Source organism: Bacillus sp. G16 (assembly GCF_021282335.1).
GTDB lineage: Bacteria > Bacillota > Bacilli > Bacillales > Bacillaceae > Bacillus > Bacillus inaquosorum.
The window spans coordinates 29,059-49,157 of the sequence record NZ_JAJSOZ010000001.1 but is presented as its reverse complement, the minus strand read 5'-3'; the positions used below and the strand labels follow the sequence as shown (position 1 = coordinate 49,157).

General features: G+C 41.8%; 24 protein-coding genes. All 24 read right to left on the bottom strand.

Going from position 1 to position 20,099, the window contains the following annotated elements; genetic code table 11:
* Window positions 1-372: 372 nt before the first annotated feature.
* A complete protein-coding gene (gene ctpB, locus LWH95_RS00240; RefSeq protein WP_084995359.1) occupies window positions 373-1,815 on the bottom strand; it encodes a carboxy-terminal processing protease CtpB in 1,443 nt (480 codons plus the stop codon).
* Window positions 1,816-1,955: 140 nt separating this feature from the next.
* Window positions 1,956-2,846, bottom strand: a complete 891-nt coding sequence (gene ftsX / locus LWH95_RS00235; RefSeq protein WP_232918685.1) for a permease-like cell division protein FtsX — start codon at window positions 2,844-2,846, stop codon at window positions 1,956-1,958.
* Complete coding sequence (gene ftsE / locus LWH95_RS00230; RefSeq protein WP_232918684.1) at window positions 2,839-3,525, bottom strand: cell division ATP-binding protein FtsE; 687 nt, start codon at window positions 3,523-3,525, stop codon at window positions 2,839-2,841. The genes ftsX and ftsE overlap by 8 nt, the downstream gene beginning before the upstream one ends.
* Before the next feature lie 234 nt (window positions 3,526-3,759).
* Window positions 3,760-4,098, bottom strand: coding sequence for a cytochrome c551 (cccB, locus tag LWH95_RS00225; protein WP_019259594.1), 339 nt, complete (start codon window positions 4,096-4,098; stop codon window positions 3,760-3,762).
* 48 nt (window positions 4,099-4,146) lie between these two features.
* Entirely contained in the window at window positions 4,147-4,992 is an 846-nt protein-coding gene (locus LWH95_RS00220) for a YitT family protein (RefSeq protein ID WP_019259595.1), read from the bottom strand.
* 165 nt (window positions 4,993-5,157) lie between these two features.
* A protein-coding gene (gene prfB, locus LWH95_RS00215) for a peptide chain release factor 2 (RefSeq protein WP_232918683.1) occupies window positions 5,158-6,259 on the bottom strand; the annotation gives its coding sequence in 2 pieces (ribosomal slippage) (window positions 5,158-6,186 and window positions 6,188-6,259; 1,101 coding nt in all).
* 68 nt (window positions 6,260-6,327) lie between these two features.
* Window positions 6,328-8,853 carry a preprotein translocase subunit SecA gene (gene secA / locus LWH95_RS00210; protein ID WP_232918682.1) on the bottom strand — a complete coding sequence of 842 codons (2,526 nt, stop codon included), beginning with the start codon at window positions 8,851-8,853 and terminating at the stop codon, window positions 6,328-6,330.
* 168 nt (window positions 8,854-9,021) lie between these two features.
* The gene (gene hpf, locus LWH95_RS00205) at window positions 9,022-9,591 is read right to left on the bottom strand and encodes a ribosome hibernation promotion factor (RefSeq protein ID WP_003235436.1); all 570 of its coding nucleotides are present in this window, start codon (window positions 9,589-9,591) and stop codon (window positions 9,022-9,024) included.
* Window positions 9,592-9,780: 189 nt separating this feature from the next.
* Window positions 9,781-10,158 (bottom strand): hypothetical protein, encoded by a 378-nt coding sequence (locus LWH95_RS00200; RefSeq protein ID WP_019259597.1) that lies wholly within the window; start codon window positions 10,156-10,158, stop codon window positions 9,781-9,783.
* A gap of 9 nt (window positions 10,159-10,167) precedes the next feature.
* Window positions 10,168-10,509 carry a flagellar protein FliT gene (locus LWH95_RS00195; RefSeq protein WP_003235438.1) on the bottom strand — a complete coding sequence of 114 codons (342 nt, stop codon included), beginning with the start codon at window positions 10,507-10,509 and terminating at the stop codon, window positions 10,168-10,170.
* On the bottom strand, window positions 10,506-10,907 hold the full coding sequence (fliS, locus tag LWH95_RS00190; protein WP_003235439.1) for a flagellar export chaperone FliS: 402 nt from the start codon (window positions 10,905-10,907) through the stop codon (window positions 10,506-10,508). The genes LWH95_RS00195 and fliS overlap by 4 nt, the downstream gene beginning before the upstream one ends.
* Before the next feature lie 21 nt (window positions 10,908-10,928).
* Window positions 10,929-12,425, bottom strand: a complete 1,497-nt coding sequence (locus LWH95_RS00185) for a flagellar hook-associated protein 2 (protein WP_232918677.1) — start codon at window positions 12,423-12,425, stop codon at window positions 10,929-10,931.
* A 17-nt stretch (window positions 12,426-12,442) separates the two neighbouring features.
* Window positions 12,443-12,772, bottom strand: a complete 330-nt coding sequence (gene flaG, locus LWH95_RS00180) for a flagellar protein FlaG (RefSeq protein WP_084995351.1) — start codon at window positions 12,770-12,772, stop codon at window positions 12,443-12,445.
* Between the two features lie 245 nt (window positions 12,773-13,017).
* Window positions 13,018-13,857 carry a flagellin Hag gene (hag, locus tag LWH95_RS00175; RefSeq protein ID WP_232918676.1) on the bottom strand — a complete coding sequence of 280 codons (840 nt, stop codon included), beginning with the start codon at window positions 13,855-13,857 and terminating at the stop codon, window positions 13,018-13,020.
* A gap of 144 nt (window positions 13,858-14,001) precedes the next feature.
* Window positions 14,002-14,226 carry a carbon storage regulator CsrA gene (gene csrA, locus LWH95_RS00170; protein ID WP_003235443.1) on the bottom strand — a complete coding sequence of 75 codons (225 nt, stop codon included), beginning with the start codon at window positions 14,224-14,226 and terminating at the stop codon, window positions 14,002-14,004.
* A complete protein-coding gene (gene fliW / locus LWH95_RS00165; RefSeq protein WP_014115344.1) occupies window positions 14,220-14,651 on the bottom strand; it encodes a flagellar assembly protein FliW in 432 nt (143 codons plus the stop codon). Before fliW ends, csrA begins: the two co-directional genes overlap by 7 nt.
* Window positions 14,652-14,682: 31 nt before the next feature.
* The gene (locus tag LWH95_RS00160) at window positions 14,683-15,246 is read right to left on the bottom strand and encodes a DUF6470 family protein (protein ID WP_232918672.1); all 564 of its coding nucleotides are present in this window, start codon (window positions 15,244-15,246) and stop codon (window positions 14,683-14,685) included.
* A 46-nt stretch (window positions 15,247-15,292) separates the two neighbouring features.
* Complete coding sequence (gene flgL, locus LWH95_RS00155; protein ID WP_232918671.1) at window positions 15,293-16,189, bottom strand: flagellar hook-associated protein FlgL; 897 nt, start codon at window positions 16,187-16,189, stop codon at window positions 15,293-15,295.
* Window positions 16,190-16,198: 9 nt separating this feature from the next.
* On the bottom strand, window positions 16,199-17,716 hold the full coding sequence (gene flgK / locus LWH95_RS00150) for a flagellar hook-associated protein FlgK (RefSeq protein WP_133485813.1): 1,518 nt from the start codon (window positions 17,714-17,716) through the stop codon (window positions 16,199-16,201).
* Between the two features lie 18 nt (window positions 17,717-17,734).
* Window positions 17,735-18,217: a flagellar protein FlgN gene (flgN, locus tag LWH95_RS00145; RefSeq protein WP_232918669.1), complete on the bottom strand. Its 483-nt coding sequence runs from the start codon at window positions 18,215-18,217 to the stop codon at window positions 17,735-17,737.
* Between the two features lie 15 nt (window positions 18,218-18,232).
* Entirely contained in the window at window positions 18,233-18,499 is a 267-nt protein-coding gene (gene flgM / locus LWH95_RS00140; RefSeq protein WP_003235453.1) for a flagellar biosynthesis anti-sigma factor FlgM, read from the bottom strand.
* A 79-nt stretch (window positions 18,500-18,578) separates the two neighbouring features.
* Window positions 18,579-18,998 carry a TIGR03826 family flagellar region protein gene (locus tag LWH95_RS00135; protein ID WP_003235455.1) on the bottom strand — a complete coding sequence of 140 codons (420 nt, stop codon included), beginning with the start codon at window positions 18,996-18,998 and terminating at the stop codon, window positions 18,579-18,581.
* 72 nt (window positions 18,999-19,070) lie between these two features.
* Window positions 19,071-19,793, bottom strand: a complete 723-nt coding sequence (locus tag LWH95_RS00130; protein ID WP_232918668.1) for a ComF family protein — start codon at window positions 19,791-19,793, stop codon at window positions 19,071-19,073.
* Window positions 19,757-20,053, bottom strand: a complete 297-nt coding sequence (comFB, locus tag LWH95_RS00125) for a late competence protein ComFB (protein ID WP_232918667.1) — start codon at window positions 20,051-20,053, stop codon at window positions 19,757-19,759. Before comFB ends, LWH95_RS00130 begins: the two co-directional genes overlap by 37 nt.
* Window positions 20,054-20,099: the final 46 nt, after the last annotated feature.

The following is a 20,099-nucleotide window of genomic DNA, read 5'->3' as shown; positions in this document are numbered from 1 at the left end:
CATTTTCTTTATACAGATAAGCACGGGCCAGTATAAGCAGCAGTACTGGAGTGCTAACAAGCATTCTCGCTAACGTTACTCTTTAAATACCTGTCGTTCAGCTGCCATAAACCTGATTACTGTTCTTTTTAGAACCTTCTTATATTGTATGAAGTAAACAAAGACTAGGCAACTTGCAAAAGTTTCATTTTAAATGCATATTATCTCGTTAGAAAGTCTCTCTCATATATTGATATCGGGTAATCACAGTCCTTTATAAATGTTTATTTGTGAAAATTTTTTTAATTTCTTGTCAAAAACTCAATTTTTATGTGACTTATGATCCATTTTCTCTTTAAGCATAAAGAAACAGGAGATGGAATACCATCTCCTTTAATTGACAAATAATGATTTCAGCGCTGTTTGAAGCTGCAAGTCATTTTTTTCATCGGATTTTTTCTTTTCTACCTGCTGATTTAATGCCTCTGCAGTGCGAGTGTCGATTACACCCGTTTTATCCAGCTTGTTTTGATCCTGAAAGGCCATAACCGCTTTTTTCATGTCTTTGCTGAAATAGCCATCGTCACGTCCAGGATCAAAGCTGAGACCTTTTAATAATACCTGTGCATGCTTGACGTCTTCATTGTTCATATCCACTTTAAGCGGTTCCTTAAGCTGCAAGGGCCCGGCGGAAAAATAATCAGGCTGCTTAATTGCAATGGTCGGCTCAATTCCTTTCTTATGAATCCAGTTCCCATTTGGCGTCAGCCACTTGTAAAGCGTTAATTTGATGTTGCTGCCGTCTCCCATCGGAACAGCTTGTTGAACCGTTCCCTTACCAAAAGACGTATCGCCTACAACATCATAATGCCCTGCTTCTTTTAATGCGCCAGCAAGGATTTCCGATGCGGAGGCACTCCCTTTATCCGTGATCACATTGACAGGATACGCTTTTTTATGGGTCAATGTTGAAAAATACCGTTTTTTATCTCCATTGCGTTCAGCAATCTGAATATACGGCTGATCCTTTGTGACGAAGTGCTTGAGAATTTCTTCCACACTTTGAAGATATCCGCCCGGGTTGCCGCGTACATCTATGACGAGTCCTTCTATTCCTTTTTTCTCAAGATTCCCCAGCGCTTTTGCAAAATCCTCTGCTGTACGCTCAGAAAAAGTAGAGATGGCGATATACCCGACAGAATGCCCCTGTACTTTTTTCTCTGAAGCAAAAACCGTTTCGAGCGGAATCTCAGCTCTCTTGATCCGGAATGACAGCTGCTTCTTCGTCCCAGGCCGCTGAATCTTTATTGAAACGCTGGACCCTTTCTTTCCTCTTATTTTTAACACCGCTTGGTTTAAATCCTTGCCAGCCATCGATTCTCCATTGATGCTGATAATTTCATCATTGGGCTTGAGCCCTGCTTTTTCGGCTGGTGATTGTTTAAATGGAGAAACAATAATAATTTTGCCGTCTTCCATTCCAACCTCAGCCCCGATGCCTTCAAACGAGGAATCAAGAGAATCAGAAAATTGCTTAGCCGTCTGCTTGTCCATATAGACAGAATAAGGATCATTTAGCGTAGACAGCATTCCTTGGATGGCTCCCTCGAGCAGCTTTTCTCTATCAACTTTTTCTACGTACTCATTCGAAATTAACTCATACGCTTTTTCGATTTTGTCCATAGCCTTATGCCGTTCAGAGTCAGCTTGTGCCGTCGCGGGAACAGCTGCAGTCTGGGGCTTATCCATCTCAAGCAGGTTCATTCCCGCATATACACCGGCGCCTCCGAACAGCATGCTCCCCGCTGCGATCACAGCCATTATCTTTTGATTCATCCTTTACTCCTCCTGTATGCCAGACTGTCTTTATCAAAACCTAGAGATAGTATATGTAAAGGATGGAGATTTCATGTAATCATAGAAGAAAAAGAAGGCAAAAGAAAAGCCGCCCCGGAAGCGGGACGGCTTTTTTCTCTTTATACTCGCAGAAACTTGCGGATGGAAGTCAGACTTCCCCATACTCCAATTACTGCGCCGATTGCAACCAGCACTAACGAAACTTGGAATACAAATGGATTATAAGGAAGAAGAGAGACAAATGATCCTTGAACCTTTGGAACGACCCATCCGATGACGTATTGATAAGTGCTCAGCACCAGTGCGATCGGAATCACAGAACCGAATACGCCAAGCAGTAATCCTTCAAGGAAAAACGGCCAGCGGATAAACCAGTTCGTCGCGCCGACAAGCTTCATGATTTCAATTTCTTTTCTTCTTGCGAAAATCGTAATTTTAATGGTGTTGGAAATTAAGAACATCGCCGTAAATACCAAGCCGATAATTAACGCGATTCCAATGTTGCGGGAAACGCCGACCACTTTAAATAAACGGCTGACCTCTTCTTTTCCGTAAGTGACTTTATACACATGATCCATTTTTTCAATCTTTTTGGCCACGTTCGGCGTATCATGCGGATCTGTCGTTTTAACGACAAACGCATCATTAAGCGGGTTTTCCTGATCCTGCATCGTTAGGGATTTACCGCTGTCACCAAAACTGTCAACCAGCTGGTCAAGCTCTTTTTCTTTTGAAGAAAAAGTGACACTCTGAATGCCATTCAATTCCTTAATATCGTTCTGCAGCTTGTCCTGTGCCTTCTGATCTGCAGTCAGATCAATCAAAACTTTGATTTCGACTTGTTTTTCAGCATTCGTGGCCATGTTATTCAAATTCAGCATAATCACTAAAAACACGCCGACTAAAATCAGCGTAACGGTTACAGCACTAATGGATGCAAACGTCATCCATGTGTTTCTCCCGAGAGATTTAAAACTCTCACGCAAGTGGCGCCCGAGAATTTTAATCATATGAACCATACTCCCCTCTTGACTCATCACGCACAATGATACCATCTTCGATTGCAATGACACGTTTCTTAATGGTGTTTACGATTTCTTTATTATGTGTCGCCATCACGACTGTTGTCCCGCGGTTATTAATTTCCTCCAGCGTCTTCATGACTTCCCAGGACGTATCGGGATCAAGGTTTCCTGTAGGTTCATCAGCAATGACAACATCAGGGTTGTTCACAATTGATCTGGCAATAGATACACGCTGCTGCTCCCCGCCTGAAAGCTGGTCAGGAAATTGTCTCGCTTTATGCTTCAGCTGCACGAGATCAAGCACTTCAAGCACCCGTTTCTTAATGACAGACGGCTGTTCTCCAATCACTTCAAGGGCAAATGCTACATTTTCAAAAACAGTAAGTTTCGGCAGAAGTTTGAAATCCTGGAAGACAACGCCTATTTTACGGCGCACAAAAGGAATCTCTTTTTCTTTAATTGTAGCGAGATCTTTATAATTAAGTAAAATTTGTCCTTTTGTCGGCTTTTCTTCTCTGTATATCATTTTAATAAAAGTAGACTTACCCGCTCCGCTCGGACCGACAACATAAACAAACTCGCCGGGATGAATGGCAACAGAAATCCCATTAAGCGCTTTTACGCCGTTCGGATAGGCTTTGTATACTTCTTTCATCTCTATCATGAAATCACCTAATCTTTTATATCATTTTATGTATCACACGGTCATACTCTTCGAATGCATTCGACAATTTATGACCCACTCATTTGTTAAAAGATGAAAAATCTGAAAGTTTCATTTTTCAATACACTTCATTATACGTCAAATTTAGACATAATACTATTACAGTTTCTTTTCATTCATATTGTCATGGCATAAAAAAATCCTTGCCTGCACTGCGGCAAAGATTTTCTTATCTTACTTTTTGTCTGACAGCCATTTGGCAATAACGGCGGCTTCCTTATCATCTACAAGCCCCTTCGGCATATTACCGCGGCCGTTTTTAATAATGCTTTCAATTTTGTCTTCGTCGTATTTGCCTCCGACCTCTTGAAGATTAGGCCCTGACACACCTTCTAAATCCTTGCCGTGGCAGCCTACGCAGCTTTGCTGATATAATTCTTCCCCTTCAGATGCAGAGGCTTCAGTCTTGCTGCCTGTGTCTGTCTTCTCTTCTTTTGCATCGTTTGAACCGCAGGCAGCCAACAGAACAGAAAGTGTAAATACAAGCATTAGTATCGATAACTTTGATTTCATGTTGAGAAGCACAACTCCTTTACGATCTCTTCCATATTATAACCTCGTTTAAGCACGTTTGAAACCCTCGCCCAGCACCTCACTCGCATCCGCTACAATCACAAAAGCTGACTCATCAATCTGTTTGACGATTTGTTTCAATTTGGTGAATTCAGTTTGCCCAACCACGCACATTAAAATTGGGCGGTCATCGTCAGTATATCCGCCGACCGCGGAAATTTTCGTCACGCCTCTGTCAATCTTCTGTAAAACGGCTTCCTTGACAGCCTGCTCCTGCTTTGTAATAATGAGCGCCATTTTTGAACGATTGAAGCCGACTTGAACGACATCAATGGTTTTGCTGGACACAAAGACGCCAAGCATGGCATATAAGCCCTGCTCAATATTAAATACGATCATAGCCGTAACGACAATCAATCCGTCAATGATTGCGAGACACGTCCCCAGCGACAGACCGGAGTACTTATGAATGATCTGTGCAGCCAAGGCCGTTCCTCCCGTTGAGCCTTTTCCTAAGTACACAATGCCAATTCCCACACCAATGCCGACACCGCCAAAAATCGCTGCAAGGAGCTCATGATGGGTGGCGGGCTGAATATCCCTTGTCAAAAACACAACAAGGGGCAAAAAAACAGAACCCGCAAGCGTCTTAAGCCCAAATTTACCGCCGAGCAAAATGACACCGGCAATAAATAAAGGAATATTAATAATCCACTGTACAAACGCTGCTTCAAAACCATATGACTGCAAAATCGTACTGATTCCGCTGACACCGCCGGCTGCAATCTTGTTTGGAAGCAAAAATACATTAAAGGACACGGCTGTAATCGCTGCTCCTATTAATATGTATACATAATCCCGCAAAACCCGAAGTGTTTGATTCCGTACATCCATCATATATCCTCCGTTTCTTCCAATGCTCTCCGATAGCATTTTAATCCTTCCCTGATTAGATGTAAATAACACCCAAACACAGTGGTAATATGCTAAAGCAGCAGTGAAATCAAGGATATGAAGGAATTAAAAAACACACCTGTATACATCAGGTGTGTTTTCTGCTTATGAAAGCTTAGAACGCAGGTAGGCATCAATAAATGTATCAATGTCTCCGTCCATTACCGCTTGAACGTTACCCATTTCTGTATTGGTCCGATGGTCTTTTACCATGGAATACGGATGGAATACGTAAGAACGGATTTGGCTGCCCCAGCCGATTTCTTTTTGTTCACCGCGGATTTCATCCAGCTCTGCCTGCTGTTCTTCAATTCTGCGCTGATACAGCTTGGCCTTCAGCATTTTCATGGCTCTTTCACGGTTTTTAATTTGTGAGCGCTCCGTTTGGCACGTCACAACCACATTCGTCGGTAAGTGAGTAATCCGAACGGCTGAATCCGTCGTATTGACGTGCTGTCCGCCCGCTCCGCTTGCACGGTACGTATCAACTTTAATATCCTCCGTACGGATATCAATATCGATCTCATCGTCAAATTCAGGCATGACTTCACACGATACGAATGATGTATGGCGGCGGCCTGAAGAATCAAACGGGGAAATCCGCACAAGACGATGAACGCCTTTTTCCGCCTTGATATATCCGTAAGCGTTGTGGCCTTTAATCAGCAATGTGACTGACTTAATTCCGGCCTCATCACCTGGAAGGTAATCGAGTGTTTCCACTTTAAAACCGCGGCGCTCAGCCCATCTAGTGTACATTCTGAGAAGCATAGAGCCCCAATCCTGTGACTCTGTACCGCCCGCACCCGGGTGCAGCTCCAAAATGGCGTTGTTTTTATCATACGGTTCACTGAGAAGAAGCTGAAGCTCAAATTCGTTGAACTCCTTAGTTAATGCCTTTAGCTCTTTCTCAAGCTCTAGCTGGAGATCCTGATCCGGCTCTTCTTTCAGAAGGTCATGAGTCATTTGCAATTCTTCATGGGATTCATTCAATTTTTTATAGGAATTGACATAATCCTTTAAACCATTCGCTTCATTTATGACCGTTTGGGCTTTCTGCTGATCATTCCAGAATTCCGGATCAGCCATTTGTTCATCTAGCTCAGCAATGCGGGCCTCCTTTGATTCGAGGTCAAAGAGACCCCCTAAAGTCCGCTAAACGAGAAGCCATATTTTCGAGCTCTGCTCTAATTTCTGATAATTCCATTCCATTCACCTCATTAAAAGATCCGCGGGCGCCACAGGCGCCGCGTTCAGTACCCTTGCCTGAGCGAACTATTCAGTCCGGCCGCAGCAATTTTTATATTTTTTCCCGCTTCCGCAGTGGCATGGGGCATTTCTGCCGATATCAACCACTTTGCGAACCGGTGCTTTCTTCGCTTTTTTGTTTTCATCGCCTTCCTGAGGCTGATGAGCCGTCGTTTGGCCTTGTACAACCTGTTCGCGCTCCAGATTGTTTTCAATCTCAGCTTTCATCACAAATTTTGCGACTTCGTCCTCAATTGATTCAATCATATGCTCAAACATCGCAAAGCCTTCCATTTGATACTCACGCAGCGGGTTCGTTTGCGCGTAAGCACGAAGGTGAATCCCTTGGCGAAGCTGATCCATCGCATCGATATGGTCCATCCATTTTGAATCGACGGCGCGAAGGACGATGACTTTCTCGAATTCGCGCATTTGTTCTTCGCCGAATTTTTCTTCTTTTTCATCATATTTGGTCATGATGCGATCCATGATGAGTTCATGCATTTCATCCGGTTCTTTGCCGAAGATGTCACTCTTCTCAAGCGCGCCTTCATCAAGATAAGTCGCGTTGACAAGCTCAACAAGACCGTCAAGCTTCCACTCCTCAGGAAGCTCTTCTCTTGGCGTATAGGCAGCAATTGCCCGTTCGAGAGAAGACTTGATCATATTTTCAACGATTTCACGCAGGTTTTCAGAGTCGATGACTTCAAAGCGCTGCTTATAAATGACCTCGCGCTGCTGGCGGAGAACGTCATCATATTGCAGAAGCTGTTTACGTGAATCGAAGTTATTTCCTTCCACGCGTTTTTGAGACGATTCAACCGCGCGGGATACCATTTTGCTTTGAATCGGAGTGGAATCATCCATACCAAAGCGGTCAAGCATCGCCATTGTCCGCTCAGCTCCGAATCTGCGCATCAATTCATCTTCCATAGAAAGATAAAATTGAGTGATCCCCGGGTCTCCCTGACGTCCAGAACGTCCCCGGAGCTGGTTGTCAATCCGGCGTGATTCATGGCGTTCCGTTCCGACAACAGCTAGGCCTCCAAGCTCTTTTACACCTTCGCCAAGCTTAATGTCCGTTCCGCGCCCCGCCATGTTTGTCGCAATCGTTACTGCGCCTTTTTGGCCGGCCTCTTCAATGATTTGCGCTTCACGCTCATGGTTTTTGGCGTTTAACACTTGATGCGGGATCCCTTTGTTTTTGAGCAGCTTAGAGATCAGCTCAGACGTCTCAACCGCAACCGTACCGACAAGAACAGGCTGCCCTGTCATATAGCGCTGTGCGACATCCTCCGCAACCGCCTTAAACTTTCCTTCCATCGTACGGTAAATTAAATCCGGACGGTCGTCACGGACAACAGGCTGGTTAGTAGGAATTGTGACAACCTGCATGTTGTAGATGTTGCGGAATTCCTCTTCCTCTGTCTTAGCTGTACCCGTCATACCGGCAAGCTTTTCGTACATCCGGAAGTAGTTTTGGAACGTAATCGTCGCCAAGGTCATGCTCTCATTTTGAATTTCAAGCCCTTCCTTCGCTTCAATCGCCTGGTGAAGCCCCTCACTGTAGCGGCGGCCTTTCATCAGACGTCCCGTGAAGGAATCAACAATAACAACCTGTCCGTCTTCCACTACATAGTCAACGTCCTTTTGCATCGCAACGTGAGCTTTTAAGGACTGGTTGATATGGTGGTTGAGCGCGACATGCTTCACATCAAACAGGTTATCGATGCCGAATGCTTTTTCCGCCTTCGTCATTCCTTCTTCAGTAAGCTGAACAGCTTTTGTTTTGATATCATACGTATAATCCTTCTCTGCTTTTAACGTGCGGACAAAAGCATTTGCCTGCACGTACAGCTTAGTGGATTTCGCAGCTTGTCCAGAAATGATAAGCGGTGTTCTCGCTTCATCGACTAAAATAGAGTCAACTTCATCTATTACCGCAAAATGAAGAGGGCGCTGAACCATCTGCTCTTTATAAAGAACCATATTGTCACGCAAATAATCGAAGCCAAGCTCGTTGTTAGTGGAGTAAGTAATGTCAGCAGCATAAGCTTCCCGTTTTTCGTCTTTTGACATTGAGTTTAAATTCAAGCCGACTGTCAAACCGAGAAACTCGAAAATTTTCCCCATCTGCTCAGCATCACGGCTTGCCAAATATTCGTTGACAGTCACGACGTGTACGCCTTTACCTGTTAACGCATTTAAATAAACAGGCAGAGTAGACGTTAACGTTTTCCCTTCCCCTGTTTTCATTTCCGCGATATTTCCGTCATGAAGCGCCACGCCCCCCATGAGCTGGACTTTGAACGGAAACATGCCGGTTACGCGGCGCGAAGCTTCCCGAACAACAGCAAATGCTTCCACAAGAAGATCATCAGTTGTCGCCCCTTTTTCAAGGCGCTCTTTAAATTCAATTGTTTTATGTTTCAGCGCGTCGTCAGAGAGATTTTCATAGTCTCCGCGAATCGCATCAATATCGTTAGCTATTTTTTCGTATCTATTCAGCGTACGTTTTGTTGGATCAAACATTTTATTTAAAATTCCAAGCATTTATAACGCTCCTCTATCTTCACATGCCTGTTTTTGCAGGCATGTATAAATAATTTACTAGTCCATGTATACCTCTCATTATCATATCATACCTTTTGTTATTTCCAAAGAATTTGCAAATAAGAAAAACAAAAACCTTCCGCGGACATCACGGAAGGCTGCTCTTCATTATTCAGTCGGTTCAATCAAGCCATATTTTCCATCATTTCTGCGGTACACGACATTTGTAAGGTTTGTTTCCGCATTTGTGAAAACAAAGAAATTATGGCCGAGCATATTCATTTGCAAGATCGCTTCTTCACTATCCATCGGCTTTAAATTAAAGCGTTTCTGACGGACAATGTCCAAGCTCTCATCCTCTTCTATTTCATCCTGAACCGCAATATCTGTATCAGAGTCAAGGCCGTTTGCCAATAAATATTTTGGAGAGCCCTGCTCACGGAATTTACGGTTTACTTTCGTTTTATGCTTACGAATTTGACGTTCCAGTTTGTTTGTTGCGAGATCAATTGCGTTGTACATATCCTCGTTATGCACCTCGGACCGAAGCGCCAGATCTGTCATCGGAATCGTAACCTCAACTTTAGACTCCTTGTCATTGTAAAACTTCAAGTTGACGTTCACATCGGCATTCACGCTATGGTCAAAATAACGCTCCAGCTTGCCGATCTTCTTCTCGACATGATCCTTTAACGCGGGTGTCACTTCAATATTTTCTCCTCTGATGTTATAGTTCATCAAAGAACGCCTCCCTTTTATTAAGGATATGTATCTATTTCTCCTTTACCCTTCACAATTCCTGCTGAAACGTAAACCTTTTGTGAAAATTCAGTGAACTTTGTCGAATTGTGTTGTATTTGCTGCTATATCAGCGGTTCGGAGGTATATGTATATGCTGATGGTACGAAACAAATACCTCACCCTCGCCTAATTGATTACAAAGGGCTCCATGCATTTATGAATGGACATCATCCATTTTCTATAATGAATCAAAAAATGTTCTTTTAAATACTCACAGAACTCATGGGAGGGAAAAGAGAAAGAAACCAATTGATCAAACTCCGCAAAAATTTCGTCAAATGCTTTAACGCAAATTTCAGCGCACCGCGTATTCATAACAAAGAGAAGTGTTGAATGTGTTGAATCCAAATGAAAAAAGGCTTGGATCAGATCTTGGTAGATCCGATCCCCTTCTGTTTTTGATAAATTCTGTTCAGCCTCTATCAAATAACACAGCCCTTCCTCAATGGTAAAAAGAAGATGATAATAAGCTGATAAAAGCGTATAATCTTCAATGCTTTTCAAGGCACTCACCTATTTACGCTTGTCATAATATCTGCCGTCAATCGTGATGTTGTTATAAGGATTTAAATACGTCGTATGCATCGCACGTTTTCTTTTTACCTGCTGGAGTTCTGCTGCGATTGACTGCTTCAGTCTCTCCATTTCCTTCACAATTTGCTGATCCCATGTCAGGACTAGCTTCATCTGCTTTTGTTCCTCTTCTGAAAGCGGCAGAGATATCTCCTGAATAAGTTCAGACCTTTTAGCAACAAAGTCTTCAATTTGCTTTAAAAGTTCATCGCTTTCCGGTGTATCTTGTATGTGTGACAGCATACTCTTCGTCTCAGTGTATAGTTGATCTATGTTTTTCATGCGATCCCGCCTGATCCGTGCCGGTCCTTCCGTTCACTTTGCATAGCTTGTTTCCAAGCATCACGAAAATCTGTTACATAACCTTCAACCTCAGCCAGCATACTCGTATCATTTTTGATATTTGCCTGTACCAATCTTCGATACATATAATCGTACATCGCACCCATGGAACCGGAAAGCTCTATGTTACGGTTAAGTGTAAAATTTAATTCCTGAATGATATTTTGCGCTTTAATCAGATTTTCATTTTTACGTTCCATATCATCATTCTCAATCGCCTGAGATGCAAGTCTTATAAATTTCAAACAGCCATTATATAGCATAAGCGTCAGTTCACCGGGTGTAGCGGTATTTACTGAATTTTGCTGATAGGCTGTATAAGGATTTTGGATCGCCATGTGTCATCCTCCAAATTACATTTATTGTACAAGAAGCTGTGATAAATAGGACGCTTGTTCGTTCATCTTTTGAATCGCAGAATCCATTGCACTGAATTTTGTATAGTAGCGGTTTTCTATCGAGTTCAACCGGTCCTGCATTTTGATGATATCAGTGCTGATCGTATTTAAATTTTTACCGATCGAGTAGTTATCGGCGCCCATTGTTGAGTTGCCGGCTTTCGCTTCAATGCTTTTCACTGTACTTTTCAGTGTGTCACCGATGCGTTTCATAATCCCTTTATCACTATATGCGCTGCTGTTCGTTCCGCTTGTAAATAAAGCGGCGACACTTTGCGGATCTTCTTGTATTTTGGCTTTCAGTTTGTCTTCATTAATCTCCAAATGTCCTCGCAATTGGTACGCACTTGAGGTTGTGATACCAAATTCAGTTAATTGATAGTTTTTACCATCAACATTTACTTGAGTATAAAAATCCGTCCGCATTTGGTTCGTACCGGTGCTGATGCTGGTATCATTTCTCAGCAAACCGCTTTTTGCCTTCTCTTCCCAGAGTTCTACCTCTTTATCGGACATTGCTTCTTTTTGTTCACTAGTCAGCGGCGTATAGTCTCTGTATTTTTCTTCTTGCAGCTTTTCATTTAGGCTGTCAACCAATTCATTGTATTTATCTACAAACTCTTTAATTTGGTTGTAAATCCCGTCAACATCAGTCGAAACAGATGTTGTAACAGGGCCTGTGGCTGCAGTTGTATTTTTAATTGAGTAGGTAACGCCATTAACCGTGAAATTGTTTGTCAGCTTCTCCATTTCAAAGCCATTAATAGTGACTTTTGCATTTGTTCCTTCTTTGTAAGCAGTGAGCTTATTATCAGCGTCCAAAGAAAAACCAAGCTGACCTGTCATAAAACCTGCTGTAGCAGAGTCTGCTGCCTGTATGCTGCCTCCTGCGCCTGTTGATTTAGAAGAAAACGCTATCGTTTCTACATACTCTGTACCATTCCAAATTTTATCTTTAAATGCTGATACTCCTAGATCTGAGCTGTTAATTTTAGAAATCACATTATCAATCGTATCAGCACTCGTCACACTGATGTTTACTGTTTTTGCCGTTGTCTCGCCAGGCGCCACAACATTAAATGCCAAATTATAATCGCCTTGTGTATATCCCGTATAATTATTTGCCTTATACGTCGCTGCGGTTGCCAAACTCGCTACTTCAACAGTAGAAGAAGAGTTTGGCGCACTTGCGCTTCCTGTAGCAGTTAACACAGATTCGTTTGAGCTTGTCACAGTCTTGCTCTGATACGTACTCGGATATGTCAACGTATTTTTAGACATATAATCTTGCAATTCTTTTATTTTTGAGTTTACTTCACGATAGCTGTCACGCTGCCATTCAAGAGTCTGTTTTTTTTGCTTCAGCCTATCAAGCGGTGCTTTTTCTGTCTGCATCAGCTTTGATACGATATCATCTATATCCATTCCTGACGCCAGACCTGTTATTCTCGTGACCATTTCAAACCACTCCTAATCTACTTTTTTTCATCTACAAATAACCCAAGAAATTCAGTCATAGCCGCATAAAAATCAAGCCACCGTTTCGGCGGAATTTCGCGGATGACTTCATTTGTAGAGTCCTCTATTACCTTTACATAGTATTCATTTAACTTTTCATGGAGCTCAAACTTCAGATGAACTTGCGAAGGTTCCAAAAGCTTGTTCATTTCCCCTACCATTTCAGCAAGATGGGTATATGAAACTTGATGAACAGGAACCTCACTCTCATGATCTTTCTGATTATGTATTTGAGTATCATAACGATCCCAAACAGGTTGTAACGTAGTGAGCCTTTCAATATTCAATTGATCACATCCCCTATGCCCCAATCTATCGTTTATATCGACTAAGTCGAGATAAGATTACATATATTTTTGGAAAAAAACTCATCCGTTTTAGATTTCTTGTTTGGAAAATACATTTATAAAGCAGGTGGAGAATTCGATTATTATATCATGAGCTAACGAAAGGTTAGAGACAGCAAGGGGAATGATTCGGAGTTAGAAATATAAAATAAAAGACCTTGGCAACGCCAAGGTCTTCTTTAAAATTAACGTAACAATTGAAGTACGTTTTGTGGCTGTTGGTTTGCTTGAGCAAGCATCGCTTGAGAAGCTTGAGAAAGAATGTTGTTCTTTGTGAACTCGCTCATCTCTTTAGCCATGTCAACGTCACGGATACGAGACTCAGCAGCAGTTAAGTTTTCAGAAGAAGCACCAAGGTTGTTAATTGTGTGCTCTAAACGGTTTTGTACTGCACCAAGTTTACCACGCTCAGAAGATACTTTGTTAATTGCAGAATCTACTTTAGTTAAAAGCGCATCTGTGTTAGCTGCCGTAGCTGTTGTTACTTTGTAATCTGCTTTTAACATGTCAAGACCAGTAGCAGCAGTACTCATATCCCCAATGCTAACTGTTAATTGTTGACCTTTGTTGGCACCGATTTGGAAAGTGAATCCATTTGTCTGCGTACCATCAAGAAGGTTTTTACCGTTAAAAGCTGTTCGTTGAGAAATTCCATCTACCTCATCAAGAAGGTTATCAATTTCATCCTGAATTGCTTGAAGGTCTGTCGTTGCATCTTGAGTACCAGTGTTACCCGCTTGAACAGTTAACTCACGAACACGTTGAAGAATTGAGTGAGTTTCAGTCAATGCACCCTCAGCTGTTTGGATAAGAGAGATTCCGTCTTGAGAGTTTTTAGAAGCCATATCAAGACCTCTGATTTGTCCTCTCATTTTTTCAGAGATCGCGAGACCAGCTGCGTCATCTCCGGCACGGTTGATACGAAGACCTGAAGAAAGTTTCTCCATGTTCTTTTGTGCTGCACCGTTGTTTGAAGACAAGCGGTTTAGTGTGTTAAGCGCTGCAATATTGTGGTTAATTCTCATTGTTTTGTTCCTCCCTGAATATGTTTTTAGGCACGTCCTTGTGCCACATTTTTTTGTAACTGGCGGAGTATTTGCGTCTCCTTCCGGCTACATCATTAATATCGGATTGTCTCTGATTTTGTTAATACAAAAATAAAAAAATCCTCACTTTTTTTGTGAGGATAATGCGGAGATCACATCGCTGGATAACGCTGCTGCACGGTTATTTTCTTCCTGAATGGTCAAGTAAATTTCTTTCCTGTGAATATCAATATGCTTTGGGGCTTCAATTCCAAGTTTCACTTGATCACCCTCAACCGCAATCACTTTTACTTCAATATCAGCACCTATTTGAATCGCTTCATTTATTTTCCGCGATAAAACTAGCATGATTCTCCTCCAATCGGATGTTTTGTCGTATATGAGGAGTCGTGTAAAACGACTTGCTTAGCCATCATGTTCTTGCGATTCACAATAATGGGGGCCAATAAATTGGCAGTAGATTTTTCGAATGGCTCTGCCATGGTCAAGATTGTCATGACTTCTACGTCTTCAATATTATCGATATCCAAAAGTTCAGCAGTTGATTCATCAAGGTCAAACTCATAATTCTTAAAAAAGATGAACGGACTTACAACGATGAACGCAAGATTTTCTGAAGTGACGGACTGCAGTGCCACGAATGGAGAGTCTTCTGAAAGCGGAAGAATGACGAACTGTTTTTCTTCTAAAAAGCCTGGAATCCCGTTTTCAAAAAGAATGATTTGTTCTTCTTTTACGTTCATTTGGCCATGGTACTTAGTATGAATGATCATTGTTCACGATCCTTTTCTTTTACTTTTCGAGTTATTCTTTCGGGTATTCTACATCTATATTTAAATCAGGGTATTGGAGCATGTCAACCTTAACGTTCCCCGGCGTATATTCAACAATTGGTTTATGCGGTTCAGCCTGAATAACAGGCTTTCGCGGCGTAATCTGGATATCAAGCTGTGACGGGGTATATTGTATTTTCACCCTTGAAAGAGAAGGAGCATAATTTTCGCCTAATTGAATTTGGTGCATCTCAGAGTTCCTCTTTGCTTGTGAAGCGATTGGGTTCCCCTTATTTTCAATTCTCATAAGCTCGTCCCCTTCTTCTGCAGTGCGGGCTATTCCCTCCATGACATCCTCATGTCCTTGCTGGGCGGCTTCTTCGATTCTTTTGAATATATGTTTTCTGTCTAATTCTTCCCATGCTTGCGTTTGGTCAATCGTGAGTTTTCTAGGTGTCACCGATATTTCCATTTCCGCGCTTGGCTGTTCGATATCTAAATCGGCTTGCGGCTGCTCCATTTTTAAGCTGGCAGGCGTCGTTGTTAAACCAATTTTCCCTTGAACACTATGCATAATCAATCTGGGAATTTGCATCACTCTACCTCCTAAACTATAAAAAAAGCGAACTCCTGAGAGCCGCTTACTTTAAAAAGTCAATCAATGTAGGCTGAACAATTTGCGCATTTACAGCCAAAGTAGCCCTATGCACGCTTTGCTGCGCAATAAATTCCGTTATTACTTCTTCCAGTTCTACATCTTCATTGTCTGATAACACTTTTGTAGCTGTTTCTTCCTGAGCTGAGAGTCTTGTATTAATCAGTTCAAGACGATTATACCTCGCTCCAAGATCAGAACGTTCAGCACTCATGCCCTCAGAAAATTGATCAATATCATTTAAAACGCTATCCATGCCATCTAGTGAACCTGAACTAAGTGCTTTCTCAAATGAGTCAAGCATTTCAAACACATTCTGTCCGCTTTCAGAAGTGCCCCCAAAAGCTGACTTTGGATCTGAATTCACTTTTAATGTCATATTATTAGAGATATTGACAATGACATCAGCAGTATCAGAGATTGTAAAAGTTCCGTCTCCGTTATCTGTAACGGGAGGCTTGTCTGAGTTTGTGCCATTAAAGATATATCTGCCGTTCACTTGTGTATTCGCAATATTTAAAAGCTGTTCCTTTAACTGCTTCACTTCTACGCCAATTGCTTGCCGTTCCGCTTTACCATTTGTGTCATTTTGAGCTTGAACAGCTAATTCTTTGACTTTTGTTAATATGTCAATTCCTTCAGTAATGTTCGTCTCTGTGTTTTCGAGCCAGGTAAAGGCTTGAGAAGCATTATTTTGATATTGCTGCACTTGAGACAATTGCGCATTATATTTTAAGCTTTTCATTGCTACTACAGGATCGTCGGACGCTTTTGAGATTTTTTTCCCTGATGAAATCTGTGATTGAAGTTTATCCAGCTTCGAGTAGCTTGAACCGATATATCTCAATGAGTTTTGCTGAATCATGCCTTGTGTTACTCTCATTTGATCTACCTACCTTCCTCCGACACCCATGCCATTGATCACTTTATCGAGTATTTCGTCTTGTAAAGTGACCATTCTCGCAGCAGCATTGTATGCGTGTTGGAATTGAATCATATTCGTCATTTCTTCGTCTAAAGAAACTGCGCTCATTTGCTGACGGTTTATGTCAGCGTCATTAAGCTGTGTTTCTGTATTAGACGCCAGGCGATTAGCTTCTTGTGCTTTAATTCCAAGCTCGCCAATCAGTCCTGCATAGTAATCTAACACACTTGTTTTTTTACCATTAATGGTTATATCACCGGTTAAAACATTCGCTAAATTTGTTGCATTTGAATTATCGTTGGCTGCGCCAGTCAGTGAGAAAGCAATGTTTGCGCCTTTTGAATCTAATATGCTGTCAGCAACTTTAATCTTGCCTGCTGCTCCTTTTGCAGTTTCACCGTTGGTAAAGTCAAAAAAGTCCCCGCCTTGTTCTCCGCTCTTGGTCAAACCATTTCTGTGCACCTCATTAAAAGCTTTTGCGAATTCAAGCGCCATATTATCAAGGTCAGAAAGCATGTCCGGGTATATGCCCTTTTCTTGGCCGTCTGCTGTTACATACCCGTAAGACTCTATAAATCCTAAAAGGGATCCCTTACTGCTGAATGACTCAGCCTGTACAGCAGTGTCTCCGATTGAAATACTTGATACTAACCCAGTTTCATTATCATAGTTGGCTGCAAGTTCTGAAACCTCGTAATTTTTACCGTCCAAAACAGTTCCCAGAGACTGTTTATTCTTATCAAGGATTTCAATGGAAACAGTCCCTTCAGCAGAAGCAAGCGCATTCCCGCCTGATTTGTTGTAGCTGACCTTGATATCAACCATTGAGGATAATTTATCTATCAGCAAATCTCGCTGATCATATAAACCATTCGGAAGAAGCCCGACCGGTTCTACTTGTGCAATTTGTTTATTTAAACTGTTTAATTGAGAAAGCAGAGAATTGACATCCAACACAGTCGTATCTAGCTCTGCTTTTAAGTTCGATTGAACATTTGTAAGTGATTCAGAAATATAATTAAACGTTTCTGCTACAGCTTTCCCTTTTTGAGCAACAACAGAACGCGCGCTGTCTTCGTTTGTATTATTCGATAATTCCTGCAGGGAATTCCAAAACGAATTGAGCACACTGTTTAAGCCGCTGTCATCCGTCTCATTTAAGATGCCTTCCATTTGGGACAGAGCTTTAGCTTTCGTGTCGTAGTATCCGGCACTGTTGTTTTGAAGACGGTATTGGTAGTCAAGAAAGATATCTCTTATTCTCTCAACTGACTTCCCTTGAACACCGGTTCCCATTTGTCCTGCGGTTTTTTCTGCGTTTTTGGATACAGCAGGGAAATAGTCGGTTGCTTCCAATGAGACTCGCTGTCTTGTATAACCATCAGTATTGGCATTTGCCACGTTATTTGCAGTAGTGCTTAACGCTGCCTGCTGAGCGCTTAACGCCCGCCTTGCAGTTTCAAGCCCCATAAAGGTAGATGTCATATTCTGAATTCCTTTCTGCTAAGCTTTTGAATCAAATAGTTTCATTCGGCTGCTCTTCGGAAGCTCAGCTTTAATTGATTTGCTATAATTGAAGTTGTTTTCCTTAGGAACCAGCGTATCGTATGAAATAGAGATGAATTGCAGCGCGTCTCTCGTTAGCTGCCTATTCATCTCATTCACTTCTTTCAGTCGTCCGAGAACTTTAGAAAGAGCTTCATATAGTTGTTCCAGCTCTTCCTTTTCACTGCCAGAGGTTTTGGCGATACATGCGGAAATGGTGTTATTTTCGCTGTATCCGAGAAAGGCAGAAGTTGCTTTGATACGGTCATCTTCTGTCTGCCCGATAGCTTGAATATATTTTTGCTCTTTTGTCAAAATGTTAGAAAGCTCTTTTGTTTTGCCGCCTTTGAGCGCTTCCGTCTTTTCCTCAGACAGCGTGAGCAGGTGCTCATGCAGAACGCAAAGTCGCTTCAATTGTTCAATAATTGGCTTTGCTGACATGGGCTTTCTCCTTTTTTATTGCTTTTTATAAAAATTAATCATATTTTTCGCTACATGATTTGCGTCTACTTTGTATGACCCGTTTTCAATTTGCGCTTTAAGCTGCGCAATTTTTTCCTGGCGTGAACCAGTGACTGCGTCGGATGCATTTTGCATTTCTTTAGCCTGTGATGAAATTTCAATTTTATCTTGAGGCTGTGCAGCAGTTTTTTGCACCGCTTGCTTTTCATAATTTTTTTGGTATGGATTAACGGATTGTGTTCCAAATTGATTGATTTTCATAGGATTCCTCTCGCTTTCCGTTGCAGTCTTTAAACAATCTAACCCTTTTATCGACTGCGTTTTCAGTTAGTTTAGGGAATCAATTGTTTTTGGTATTATAGGCATAGTATGTGTCTTTTTTACTATTTTCTCTCTCTGTTTTCAGTGCGTCCTCGTGGTCCAAATGATCCATTTGAGCCTTTAAATCGGACTGACAAGCCTTGCAGAACTTGCCTTCCCGAATCGATGTCCCGCACCTTTCACAAGGGTATGCCAAATTGGGAAGATGAGTGATTTGAATGCGTTTTTGCCTGATGAATTTCAATATCAGCTCTTCTTCTACACCTGTTTCCTCGGTTATGCGACTCAAAGTTGATTGCCGGTTTTCCTGTTTCCTTAAAAACTTATATACAATCTCAAATGATTTTTCTTCTTCCTTAATACACGCCTGACATACGGTTTGCAGCTTTGTTTTTAAAAATAAAGCATTGCATTTCGGACAATTCGCCAGTTCTCCCATCTTTTTTCTCCTTATTCGATAATATGCCTGTGTTAATTTCTAGTGATTATATCGGCATAAAAACAGGATCATTTAGCTTCTGATCAAGGTAAAAGATGCCACTGAACGGGCTTTTCCTTTCTCTAATAAACAGCGGGCTGCAAAATTCAAAGTGGCGCCTGTTGTATAAAGATCGTCTATTAAAATGATATTCATACCTTCGGCTGAGTTGTTTTTTGTATCAAAAATACGCTCCGAAAGCAGGCGTTCTGTTTTCTTTTTCTTAGACTGTTTCTCATTATTCAGGCGGATGAGGGGATGGTGGATAGGACGGTCTAAGCATTCTGCCAGGAGCTGCGCCTGGTTAAATCCACGCTCTTCTTCCCGTTCCTTGCTCAGCGGAATAGGAACGAGAACAAAATGCTTATCGGGGTAAACCTCTGAGAAGGCTGAAGAAAAATCACTTTTAAATGCATTTATGATTTCTGCATCTCCTCTAAATTTAAAACGGGAGAGCGTTTCTTTCATCATTTCATTATATGTGTAAACTGAACGGTTTTGGCGGAGCAGCAAACTGTCACTGACCCTTGATTTCCACACCTCGCAATCTCTGCATACCGCATGAACGGATTGAGGTCTGCCGCACAAGGTGCAGATTTGTCCTGTGATTTTCTTAAATTTGCTTCTGCAGGAATGACAGACCTTTTCGTCCGGCTTTAATAAAAAAAGGGCGCTCCATGTAACAGCTTGAGAAAATTGTGAATCGCACAATAGACAGATCAGTTTATGAATACCTCCTCCTGCTTTGTTTGGCATAAATCGCTTGGACTCTCTGATACCACAGCAGCAGATTCAGCCAAAATTACAAGCATAGCCGTGTTTTTTTGTTTATCTACCAGCTCAGCTTTCGTATATGCGATCTTTTTAAGATCAGTGACATAGGATGGCTTTACTTTGTTTAAAGAAAGTGCCAATACATCGTTTATACATACTTGGCAAGTGCAAGTCATATGAAGCTGGTCCATATATCGGTCGAGCAGTTCTTTCATTACGATTTCTTTTGAATTGACAAGCATTTTTACAGCTCCTCATCATCGGTTATATGAGTATACTGTACCATGT